8 protein-coding genes and 5 pseudogenes are annotated in these 10,745 nt (G+C 55.3%); 10 read left to right on the forward strand and 3 right to left on the reverse strand.

The window, feature by feature from the left end; genetic code table 11:
• Together OPU69_RS19485 and OPU69_RS19490 are read right to left on the reverse strand one after the other, a co-directional pair.
• Positions 1 to 519 (reverse strand): annotated as a pseudogene (locus tag OPU69_RS19485) (transposase); the annotation flags it as partial.
• 53 nt (positions 520 to 572) lie between these two features.
• Positions 573 to 671: pseudogene (locus OPU69_RS19490) on the reverse strand (hypothetical protein); the annotation flags it as partial.
• Between the two features lie 476 nt (positions 672 to 1,147).
• On the opposite strand from OPU69_RS19490, the gene OPU69_RS19495 reads away from it, so the two are divergent.
• From OPU69_RS19495 to OPU69_RS19520, 6 genes and pseudogenes are all read left to right on the forward strand, one after another.
• On the forward strand, positions 1,148 to 2,578 hold the full coding sequence (locus OPU69_RS19495) for an O-antigen ligase family protein (RefSeq protein WP_498513208.1): 1,431 nt from the start codon (positions 1,148 to 1,150) through the stop codon (positions 2,576 to 2,578).
• A 169-nt stretch (positions 2,579 to 2,747) separates the two neighbouring features.
• Positions 2,748 to 3,350 (forward strand): polysaccharide biosynthesis/export family protein, encoded by a 603-nt coding sequence (locus OPU69_RS19500; RefSeq protein WP_498513210.1) that lies wholly within the window; start codon positions 2,748 to 2,750, stop codon positions 3,348 to 3,350.
• Between the two features lie 9 nt (positions 3,351 to 3,359).
• Positions 3,360 to 5,549, forward strand: coding sequence for a GumC family protein (locus OPU69_RS19505; RefSeq protein WP_498513212.1), 2,190 nt, complete (start codon positions 3,360 to 3,362; stop codon positions 5,547 to 5,549).
• Positions 5,550 to 5,603: 54 nt separating this feature from the next.
• On the forward strand, positions 5,604 to 6,797 hold the full coding sequence (locus tag OPU69_RS19510) for a hypothetical protein (protein ID WP_498513214.1): 1,194 nt from the start codon (positions 5,604 to 5,606) through the stop codon (positions 6,795 to 6,797).
• Positions 6,798 to 6,993: 196 nt separating this feature from the next.
• Positions 6,994 to 7,239: pseudogene (locus OPU69_RS19515) on the forward strand (transposase); the annotation flags it as partial.
• Positions 7,240 to 7,308: 69 nt separating this feature from the next.
• Positions 7,309 to 7,572, forward strand: coding sequence for a hypothetical protein (locus OPU69_RS19520; protein WP_498513216.1), 264 nt, complete (start codon positions 7,309 to 7,311; stop codon positions 7,570 to 7,572).
• A gap of 11 nt (positions 7,573 to 7,583) precedes the next feature.
• Here the strand turns inward: OPU69_RS19520 and OPU69_RS19525 are convergent.
• A pseudogene (locus tag OPU69_RS19525) lies at positions 7,584 to 7,700 on the reverse strand (transposase domain-containing protein); the annotation flags it as partial.
• Positions 7,701 to 7,839: 139 nt separating this feature from the next.
• Between OPU69_RS19525 and tnpA the strand changes: the two are divergent.
• The 4 genes and pseudogenes from tnpA (at position 7,840) to OPU69_RS19545 (ending at position 10,697) form a co-directional block, all read left to right on the forward strand.
• A complete protein-coding gene (tnpA, locus tag OPU69_RS19530; protein WP_498513219.1) occupies positions 7,840 to 8,217 on the forward strand; it encodes an IS66-like element accessory protein TnpA in 378 nt (125 codons plus the stop codon).
• On the forward strand, positions 8,214 to 8,555 hold the full coding sequence (gene tnpB, locus OPU69_RS19535; RefSeq protein ID WP_498513221.1) for an IS66 family insertion sequence element accessory protein TnpB: 342 nt from the start codon (positions 8,214 to 8,216) through the stop codon (positions 8,553 to 8,555). Before tnpA ends, tnpB begins: the two co-directional genes overlap by 4 nt.
• A gap of 60 nt (positions 8,556 to 8,615) precedes the next feature.
• A pseudogene (tnpC, locus tag OPU69_RS19540) lies at positions 8,616 to 10,259 on the forward strand (IS66 family transposase).
• Between the two features lie 96 nt (positions 10,260 to 10,355).
• A complete protein-coding gene (locus OPU69_RS19545) occupies positions 10,356 to 10,697 on the forward strand; it encodes a transposase (protein ID WP_498513223.1) in 342 nt (113 codons plus the stop codon).
• The last annotated feature ends 48 nt before the right edge of the window (positions 10,698 to 10,745 follow it).

Raw genomic sequence — 10,745 nt, forward strand, 5'->3', positions numbered from 1 at the left:
AACACATGGATGCACCCGACCGAGGTCATCAATGCCAAAATGCTCTTGCGCAGCGGAGGTCGTCCACACATGGATCTGCAGGAAGCAGCGCTCCCCGTAATGCCCGTTCCGGAGCGAGAGTTGCTGATAGCCGTGGACGACATCGCAGGTGTGATCGATAACCTGCTTCACCGCGGCCGACGCACCAGGATAGCTGGTGCAGTAGATGTCGATCATCCCGGCCATCAGCTTCGCCAGTTCGAGCATGGTCGGTGCGTGCTCCCAGCGGCTCATGGCCGGTTGACTGGCTAATCTCGCGCCTGCCCCCGGGCGCTTGTCCATCGCCAGGCGACAGCCTGGATCGTCGCACAGGGCGTCGAGATCGTCGGCGTCCTCGTAGCCGCACGCGATCGCGAACACCCGGGCTCGCAGGATGTTATTAAGGCAGTGGCCCACTCGCGCAGGACCGCGCGGGTCGGCGATGCAAGCCGCAAGCCGCCTGCAGATCCCCTTCGTGCGCTCGGCCTGGCCAAGCAGCAGAAAGTGTTCCAGTTGCCGGATTTGGGAGGGACATCGCGCCATGGCGTTCCGCAACGCAGCCGCCACAGAAGCCTGTTGGTTATCGCGCGGTTCTGCTCGGGGCGACGACCGCGCCCACGGTTAGCTGCCTCAATCGGCAGCAAAGTCTTCAAAATACGCCAATCTGCTTCGCTGAGATCACGTCAGCCCAAGCGTGCATCAAAAAGCAGGCTTGGATCAACCAGAGCGCCAACCGTCAACCAATCTGTCCACGACACTAAGGGAGTATTCGGCGACAGCCTTACCCTACTAGAACCCATCGACACGACCAGCGGCCTTGCCAGCAGCTGATCCTAGCGCTCTCAGGGTGCTAGACGCCATCAGGCTACGAAGTATGCAGCTTTCGAACACCGAGCATGCCCCGCAACCCGGACAAGAGCAACGCAGCTTAATCACCTTCTAGTCGATCGGAAGGGATCCAGTGGTAGGTCCACGAAGAGCCCGCTATATAGCGAAAACGCCGGTTACCCAAATTCGGATCACCGCGAGTTGGATTTTTTCGGTTGGCGGCAGCCAGGAAGTTAACTAGGGAAATCTCAGAACGCAAAAATGGACCATCGGTCCGCCGGAACACCATCGTATCAACGCCATGACAACCATTTTCAACCAACCTGTACCGAACGCCGAAAAGTCGCGGCATTTCAAGGTGTTTTGTGGGTTCCTCGCTGCGGTGGCCCTTCTCGGAGGAGGTGCTCGGGGCGACATTGCCTCATTAGTGTTGTTGCGTCCGTTGGCGTTTGGGGTGATTGCATATGCATTGGTCCACGGAGCTTGGCAACGCCGTCGAGAAACAATGCCACTTACGGTCATGCTCCTAAGCCTGGCTACAATCATGGCCATCCAGCTAATACCACTCCCCCCCTATTTCTGGGAGCATTTGCCTGATCGACAAGAAATAGCTGTTCTCACTGATATTTTGTTACGGGAACCCTTATGGCGTCCAATTAGTATGGCTCCACCCCAAACCTTAAACAGCTTATACTCTCTATCGGTGCCCATTGCGACAGTTCTGATGCTTAATATACTTACCCCGCGCAAGCGACTGATGGCGCTTGGTGTGTTGTTAGTCATTGCAGCAATTTCTGCCACTTTGGGTATAATTCAAGAACTGGCAGGGCGCTCAAGCTCTCTGTACTTGTATGAAATCACCAATCGCGGGTCAGCGGTAGGGCTCTTTTCAAACCGCAACCACCACGCAATCTTTTTGGTTGCGATGATACCTGTAATAATTTTTTGGCAAATTCGAGCAGGGATCCAGTTGAACAATTTTAGAGCGGCACTTTCATTTTCGGCGGTTTGCCTAATAATGTTCATGCTACCTATAATTGGTTCGCGATCTGGATTTGTACTGGGTTGTTTTGCAATTCTACTATCGGTTTTTCTTGGCCTATTTTCGCGAAGGCTAAGCGGCAATACGAAGAAACCGAGTAATGCGAAGCTAGACTGGCCTTTCTTGCTAATTCTGTTGATCGCCATCGTCGTTCCTTTTGCCGCATTTGTGTCCATGTTGGCTGGGCGTGCGACTGCGATCGATAGACTGTTTGAGCTTGATGCGCAGGCAGAATTAAGGACGCAATTGTCACCGATTTTATTTAACATGGCGGAGCGTCATTTAATCTGGGGATCGGGCTTTGGAAGCTTTGAGAGGGTTTTTTACAAATACGAACCTTTGGCTACCCTGGGACCAACGTATCTGAACAATGCGCACAACGATTGGCTGCAGATAGCGATAGAGGGTGGGGCAATTAGTTTGATCGTTGTTGTTCTAGGAGTGTTGGCCTTTGCAAGAGCACTGAGGACTGCCTGGAGAATTAGAATAAAGTCAACTCAAGTCTTTCTGTTAAAATATTGTGCAGCTTTGGGGATTTTGATCTTTGGCATTGCAAGTGTGGCTGACTATCCCTTAAGGGTTCCGTTGATCATGATGGCATTCGCAGTTTTTGCAAGTTACGTAATCGCACCCGCGAGCTGGGTCGAATTCTCACAAGAATCCACTGGTCGAAGGGTTTCAGTCACTTAGTTCTGTTTTCCCATGGCAGCTGCCAGGAGCAAGCCGTGTTTATCGCAAGGAAGCACTTATTATGCGTAAAGTATGGGTAAGCCTAGTTGTGTTAAGCCTAACGGGCTGCGCAGGTTCACCCCCTTTGCAGAATCCAAGTTCCCAATTATCCATCATGCGACAGGCACAAATGCCCGTTCCGACAGGTGTTGACCTCCTCACGCCAGATCGCCCTTATTTGATTGGACCGTTTGATAAGCTCAAAATTGAAGTATTTGGTGTTGAGGAACTTGAGCGCGAAATCCAAACCGATGCGTCCGGTAGTTTTCTTTTTCCTTTGGTAGGAGAGATCAAAGGTGGTGGTCGTAGTCCTTCTGAGCTGGCGAAGGAGATAGAGAGCCGGCTTAAAGGAAAATTCGTCCGAAACCCATCTGTAACCGTAAACTTAGAGGAATCTCTCAGTCAGCTTGTTACAGTTGATGGAGAGGTAAAAAGGCCCGGTTCTTATCCAGTTCTGGGTCGTATGACGCTAATTAGGGCAATTGCTGCGGCGCAAGGCGTGGATGAATTTGCAAGCCTGAAGGATGTCGTTGTGTTTAGAACTGTCGATGGGCAAAAGTATGCTGGCTTATATAATTTAGATGCCATACGTAAGGGTGCGTACGAAGACCCAGAATTATTCGCCAATGACGTTGTCGTAGTCGGCGACTCTCCTGGCAGGCGCCTGTTCAGGGATCTCTTGCAGGCCAGCCCCCTTCTCACAACTCCATTGATAATCTTGGCACAGCAGTAAGAGAGCGTGATGGCTATGAACCAGAATAGTGGTGAACTTGTGAGGGCAGAGGCTCCTCTAAGTCCGCATCACGTGGGGACCGAAAGCGATATCCCCCCAGCACTTCTTGAATACTGGCGTGCAGTATCGACAAGACGTGTCGCCGTATTGATTATCATTGGCGCTTCTTTGATTTTTGGTTTGGTTATCTCGTTTTTGATGACGCCCAAATACACCGCAACATCTAGAATAGAAATTAGCCGGGCTGAGGATAAGGTTACCAATGTTGAGGGGGTAGAGGCGAAGGAAATTGGTCAAGGACTTGAGTTCTATCAAACCCAATACAGCCTGCTTGAGGCGCGTTCCCTTGCAGAGCGAACTGCTCGAGCTCTCAAGCTTGCCGCTGATCCAGATTTTCTTGAAAGTTTCTCAATAGATGATGAAGCCGGTAATCAAGCGGACGGCTCAACTCAAACCGCTGCAGAACGCCAGAAAGTTTTCGAAATCACTGTCGATACACTGTTAGATAACATCTCAGTCGACCCTATAAGAGGTTCGGCCTTGGTGGATGTTACCTTTGTGAGCCCTTCACCAGAGTTGTCTGCTCGAGTTTCAAGCGCATGGGTAGAGCAGTTCATCCAGCTAAGCATGGATCGCAGGTTTGCCTCTACCGTAAATGCCAGATCCTATCTGGAGCGTCGCCTTGGAGAGCTTCGGCAAAAGCTTGAAGATTCAGAGCGCGATCTCGTATTGTATGCTAACCGGAGCAAAATTATTGCATTGGCCTCTACCGACTCGGGCACTTCTGATGCTCCGCGCACGTTGACTGCCATTGATCTTGAGAACTTGAACAAAGAATTAAATGCAGCAATTGCTTCGCGAATCGAAGCTGAGAGCAAGATTCGTGGTGATGCGCAAGCAAGTGAAGAAGCTCTACGTAATACAACGATAAACGGGCTTCGGGAGAAGCGTGGCCAGGTGATGGCTGAGTATTCTAAATCTCTCGCCAAATACGAGTCTGAGTTTCCGGAAGTGATTGCATTGAAGGCGCAAGTTGCGGCATTGGACCGCAGCATCGCGGGGGAAGAGGCGCGCGTAGGTGGGGCCGTGAATGCCCGCGTCGTAGCAGCGAGAAAGCGGGAAAATGAGCTTCGCCGGCAAGTAGAACAGTTGAAAGATCGGTTTTCCTCGCAGCAGAGAAGTGAAATACAGTATAATATTTTGCGCAGAGAAGTTGACACAAACCGTCAGCTCTATGAAGGGCTTCTGCAGCGCTATAAAGAAATCGGCGTTGCTGGGGTTGGTAATAGCAACATATCAATTGTTGATCGTGCGGTTGTCCCCGATAAGCCCTCCAGCCCGAACCTGATTTTGAACGTCGCCCTCGCACTTTTCTTCGGGATTGTCTGCTCGGCAGGGTATGTCTTTGCAATGGAGCAAATTGATGAGAGCCTGAAGGATCCTCAGCAGGTAAAGCGCAATCTACGTATTCCGCTGTTGGGTGTGCTTCCATATCTGGACGGCGTGGACATCCTGGATAGTTTGTCAGATCAAAAGTCGACGGCATCCGAGGCATTTCTGTCGATCCGCACTGCAATGTCATTTTTGACAGACCATGGTGTTCCACGCGTGTTCGCAGTCACAAGCACTCAACCTAGCGAGGGAAAGTCTACCTCGGCGCATGCACTGGCATTGGTGCTGGCTCGCTCGGGCAAGAAGGTTGTGCTGATCGACGCAGACATGCGGAATCCAACACAACATAAGTTTGGTAGTCATCAGTTAGCTCCAGGCCTCAGTGCTTTTCTGGCGGGCGCTGATGATCATCACGGCCTTATTCGACCAACGGAAGTTACAAATCTAGCGATGATGACCGGTGGCACTGCTCCCCCCAATGCAGGTGAATTGCTTAGCAATGGTCGACTGTCGATCCTCTTGGCTCGCTTAGCAGAAGAGTTTGACCATGTTGTCGTTGATTCGCCACCAGTTCTTGGGCTTGCCGACGCACCACTTATTGGCAACTCAACGGAGGGGGTCGTATATGTGATCGAAGCCAATGGTGCGAAATTGCGTGCGATTGGATCCGCTCTTGACAGATTGCAGGAAGGACGAGTGCGTGTATTGGGTGCCTTGGTCACAAAAGTAGATAATCGAAACGCTACCTATGGCTATGGCTATGGCTATGGATACGGCTATGGATACGGGTCAAAAAATATTGATTAACAATCATGCTAATGTCTGTTTGTTGACTTACTACTTTGCTTTTATGAGTTCGCTATGAATAAAGTGGTTGTAGTAATCGTGAGTGTAGGCTTGGCGTTGTCGGCCGCCCTCTTTTCTTATGCGAATTCCTTTAAGGGCGGAAACGTGAGCTTCGTTGCTAATTGGCCACTTCGGCCCGCACCTCTGGATGCTCGGATTGCTAAGTTACTGCTGGAGAAAGCTGTTCGAGATAATCGCGGTCTTATACCGTCTGTTGTTCCGCAAGAAGTCATACTTCACTCGTTGGCAGGATTTAGGTTAGATCCGACTGACCAGTCGACGGTAGCTTTGCTAGGATTGTCGATCAAGGACCGTGTTGTGGCGCGCCGGTTGTTCGAATCATCTTTTGCTTTGAACAAACGTCAGGTAATTACTGCAGCTTGGCTTGCCGATGATTCAGCGCGGCGTGGTGACGTTGATGCTACAGTCTTGTATTATGACACAATTTTGAAAAGGGATAACGAGCAAAGTCTAGTGGTGCTGCGAGAACTTGTGAAGCTTTTGCATAACCAGAAGGCTGTCCCAATTATGGTTGCGCTAATGAGAAAAGATTCTTCGTGGCGAAGTAGGTTCTGGGCTGCAGCAGCAAATGATTTGAATGCATTGCCCAACGTAGCATTGGTTCGTGGAGATGTGACTGGAGGCCGCGATGCTGAGGCTATTATAAGCGATGAGTTATTGTTGACGAAGCTTATTGATGCAGATCTCTTCAATGAAGCGTGGTCCCTTTATTCAAAATTGCGGCCCGAATTGGTCGATCATCGTGGTCAATCGGACAGTGCTGGGGAGTTCGGTTTTGCAAAAAAGGGCAGTTTGGCCCCATTCTCCTGGGTAGTACCAAATGATAGAGGTGATTTAGGAAGTTTCATCGACGCGGACGGGCGTCTAAATGTCAGCGTTATTGGCTTGGCCTCTGGCGTTTTAGCGCGTAGACTTGCAAGGGTTTATTCACAAATCACATCATTGACATTTCAAGTTGACGATCCTCAGTTGTTGCATAGCGGAATTAGATTTGTTTTAGAAACCCGTTGTGTGGAGAACCCTAAGCTGAATCGGCGTGCTATGAGCAGTCAGGGCCAAGGCGGTCAATTCCGTTTTGATGTAAATTTGCATAGCGAGGAGTGTGGTTTTGCATGGTTTGAACTCTCGATTGTTAACGAACGTGAACAGGGCGTAGACATTGTAATTTCGGACCTTAAGATTGAGTAGGGAGTGTTCTCATGATGTGCAACATTTATGGGGTTCCCTTTTTTGGTGATTATGTGATGCATTCAAAACCGTCTGGCAGCGGGTGGTGATGGGGTGGTGATTGGGGGCGTGGACAGATTGGTTGACGGTTGGCGCTCTGGTTGATCCAAGCCTGCTTTTTGATGCACGCTTGGGCTGACGTGATCTCAGCGAAGCAGATTGGCGTATTTTGAAGACTTTGCTGCCGATTGAGGCAGCTAACCGTGGGCGCGGTCGTCGCCCCGAGCAGAACCGCGCGATAACTAACAGGCTTCTGTGGCGGCTGCGTTGCGGAACGCCATGGCGCGATGTCCCTCCCAAATCCGGCAACTGGAACACGATCTACCTGCGTTTCCGGCTAAGGAATGAGGCCGGTGGTCTGGGACGCGGTGGCGCTGACGCCCGCCTAAGCTATCGCGGATAGCGGTCATTACAAGTAAGCGTGGCGTGAAGGCCATGGTCCCTGGTTGGGCAGAGGTGTATCACCTCAGATATGATAGGCGGACTCAAAGAGCTTAAAGGCTTGCTCCTGAATGACTGGGATCCGATTGGCGTAGCGGGTATGCCCGAGGCGGTCGATGAGTATGATTCATACGCGCTCCACCTTGACGGCATTCTGGCCGCTGGCACGACTGCTGAGGCAGTCGCCGAATATCTGAATTGGGTAATGACGGTTCGAATGGAGCTAACCGGTAACCTCGCCCACAACCGCGAGATAGCGAAACGGGCCATAGCCATTTACGTTCGCACCGACTGAATTGCCCGGAGCTAAGCGGCTTCGGCGGTCATCTGCTGATCTGGCTGCCAGTTCCAGGGCATGAGCTCGTCCCCGCGCGAGGCTGGCCAGTCGCCGGCGATTTTCTCGATGACATCAGTGATAAAGGCTGTAACCCTGCGGTGAGGGCCGCCTTGCGCTGATTTGGTGACGTGCCGAGAAGGGTGTCCATCCGGCGGGGGCCGCCTTGCGCGGGTAGGTAGCGAGCGCTCTTAAGCGTGCTCTTAAGAGTGTGCTTTGGAGCGGTCGGTGGGTCAGGTGACGGTATTTTCGGGGCCGGAGTGGCGCCGCCGGTGGAGTGATGAGGAACGGCTGCAGATCGTGGCCGAGGCGTTCGCGCCTGGCGCCCGGGTTGCCGATGTCTGCCGGCGTCATGACGTCTCGTCCGGGCTGATCTACACGTGGCGGCGCAAGTTGCTCGATGCAGGCGCGGCGCGGGAGGCCGAGGTGCCGGATGCGCTTCCCACACCGGTATTCGCTGAAGCGGTAGTGGACGAAGATGTGATGGTGGCCAGCGGTGCCGAGCACCCCGCGATGATCATCGACCTGCCGCGCGGCAAGCGGGTGAGCGTTTTCGCTGCGGCATCACCGGCCCTGATCACGGCCGCGCTGAAGGCGCTGCGATGATCCCTTCCGGCGCGCGGGTGTGGATCGCGCTGGGCCACACGGATATGCGCAAGGGCATGCAGGGTCTGGCGCTGCTGGTGCAGCAAGGGCTCAAGCGTAATCCTCACGGCGGCGATCTGTTCGTGTTCCGCGGGCGCGCAGGCTCGCTGGTCAAGATCATCTGGCACGACGGGATCGGCATGTCGCTTTACGCCAAGCGGCTCGAGAAGGGCCGGTTCGTGTGGCCGTCAGCCAAGGAGGGCATGGTGTCGTTGACCCCCTCGCAACTGGCCTGCCTGCTGGAGGGGATTGACTGGAGGAACCCGCAGTATACGTGGCGTCCGCAGAGCGCCGGATAGTCGGCAGACGCGGGCATTTTGCCCTTGCAGCAGAGGGTGGATGATGATTCACTCTGGTTCATGGAAGCCGCCATCTCGCCCCTTCCGGACGATGTTGAAGCGCTCAAGGCGCTGGTCACGGCGATGGCCCGCAAGGCCGACGAGGCGGAGGCCAAGCTCGCCAACGCCATGGTCCACCATAGCGCCATCGAGGCGCTGATCGCCCACCTCAAGCTGCAGATCGCCAAGCTCAAGCGCGAGCAGTATGGCCCCAGCGCCGAACGCAGCCGCCGCCTGCTCGATCAGATGGAGCTGCAACTCGAAGAGCTCGAGGCCGACGCCGCCGAAGACGACCGCATCGCCGAGGAAGCGGCAGCCAAGACCACCACGGTCACGGCCTTCGAGCGCAAGCGCCCGGCAAGGAAGCCGTTCCCCGATCACCTGCCGCGCGAGCGCGTCGTGGTTCCTGCACCCTGTTCCTGCCCGGCCTGCGGCGGTGACCGGCTGTCCAAGCTAGGCGAGGACGTCACCGAGACGCTCGAGGTCATCCCGCGCTCGTGGAAGGTGATCCAGACCGTGCGCGAGAAGTTCTCGTGCCGGGACTGCGAGAAGATCGCACAGGCCCCGGCTCCGTTCCATGTGGTCCCACGCGGATGGGCTGGGCCCAGCTTCCTCGCCATGCTCCTGTTCGAGAAGTACGGGCAGCACCAACCGCTCAACAGGCAGGCCGAGCGCTTTGCCCGCGAAGGCGTGCCGCTCAGTCTCTCGACCCTTGCCGATCAGGTCGGGGCTGCTGCCCACGCGCTGATGCCGCTCTACAAGCTGATCGAAGCGCATGTTCTGGCTGCCACCCGGATCCATGGCGACGATACCACCGTGCCGGTCATGGCCAAGGGCAAGACCGATGTGGCGCGATTATGGGTCTACGTGCGCGATGATCGTCCGTTCGCCGGATCTGATCCGCCGGCAGCCCTGTTCCACTACTCGCGCGACCGGCGCGGCGAGCACCCATAGGCCCATCTCGCAGGCTGGTCCGGGATCCTGCAGGCCGATGCCTATGGCGGCTACAACGATCTCTATCGCGAAGGCCGCGACCCCGGTCCCGTGCTGGAAGCGGGCTGCTTCGCCCATGCCCGCCGCAAGTTCTTCGAGCTGGCCGATGTCGTAAGATCAGCCCGCAAGAAGAGCCGCGGCCAGCGCAGCAGCATGATCTATCCGATTGCGCTCGAAGCCGTGCAGCGCCTTGATGCCCTGTTCGACATCGAGCGCGGCATCAATGGCAAGAGCCCCGCCGAGCGCATCGCGGTTCGTCAGCAACTCAGCGCGCCGCTGATGGCCGAGCTCCACACTTGGCTCACAGCCCAAGTTGCCAAGCTGTCGCGCGGCCACGATCTGACCAAGGCCTGCTTCTACATGCTCAAGCGCTGGGACGCGTTCACCCGCTTCCTCGACGATGGCAGGATCTGTCTCACCAACAACGCTTCCGAGCGCGCCCTTCGCTGCATCCCGCTTGGCCGCAAGGCCTGGCTGTTCTGCGGCTCGGATCGTGGCGGCCAGCGCGCGACCGTCATCTACACGCTGATCCAGACTGCCGAGCTCAACGATGTCGATCCGCAGGCATGGCTCGCCGATGTCCTCGCTCGCATCGCCGATCACCCAGCTACCACGCTCGATGAACTCCTGCCGTGGCACTGGGCGCCGCGCACCGCAGCAATCGCCGCATAAACCCAGCCGACGCATCCGGCCGGGATCACACCGCGGCCTTCACCGGATGGATACCGAGAAGGCACCGGTGCAAGCGCTGGTGCTTGCACCGGTGCGATGGGTCAGGTGACGGTAATTTCAGGTGTTCAGCGTCGCCGGCACTGGTCGGATGAGCACAAGCATGCGCTGGTGATGGCGATTTCGGCGCCGGGCGCCAACGTCGCCAGGATTGCCCGTCTGGCCGATGTTCGACCTGGTCAGATCTATCGCTGGCGGCGGCAGCTCGAGCAGGCAGGCCACGGCTTCGCGCAAGTCCAGGTGCAGCCCGATCCTGATCCTGCGCCTGTTGCTGTTGCGGGGACTCCGATCATCGTGGAGTTTGAGCGCGCGATCGTGCGAATCCCGGCAGGCGCATCTCCAGGTCTGGCTACGGCGGTCCTGCGATCGGTGAAGCCGTGATCCCAGTTCCTTCCGGTGTCCGGATCTGGATTGCGACAGGACATACCG

Source organism: Blastomonas sp. 34TW (assembly GCF_059803595.1).

What these genes read in the sequence shown, in the direction of transcription:
- tnpB (WP_498513221.1), top strand. Translation starts at nt 8,214, where the DNA reads ATGATCCCTTCCGGCGCGCGGGTGTGGATCGCGCTGGGCCACACGGAT.
- OPU69_RS19495 (WP_498513208.1), top strand. Translation starts at nt 1,148, where the DNA reads ATGACAACCATTTTCAACCAACCTGTACCGAACGCCGAAAAGTCGCGG.
- OPU69_RS19505 (WP_498513212.1), top strand. Translation starts at nt 3,360, where the DNA reads ATGGCTATGAACCAGAATAGTGGTGAACTTGTGAGGGCAGAGGCTCCT.
- OPU69_RS19545 (WP_498513223.1), top strand. Translation starts at nt 10,356, where the DNA reads ATGGGTCAGGTGACGGTAATTTCAGGTGTTCAGCGTCGCCGGCACTGG.
- OPU69_RS19510 (WP_498513214.1), top strand. Translation starts at nt 5,604, where the DNA reads ATGAATAAAGTGGTTGTAGTAATCGTGAGTGTAGGCTTGGCGTTGTCG.
- OPU69_RS19520 (WP_498513216.1), top strand. Translation starts at nt 7,309, where the DNA reads ATGATAGGCGGACTCAAAGAGCTTAAAGGCTTGCTCCTGAATGACTGG.
- OPU69_RS19500 (WP_498513210.1), top strand. Translation starts at nt 2,748, where the DNA reads ATGCCCGTTCCGACAGGTGTTGACCTCCTCACGCCAGATCGCCCTTAT.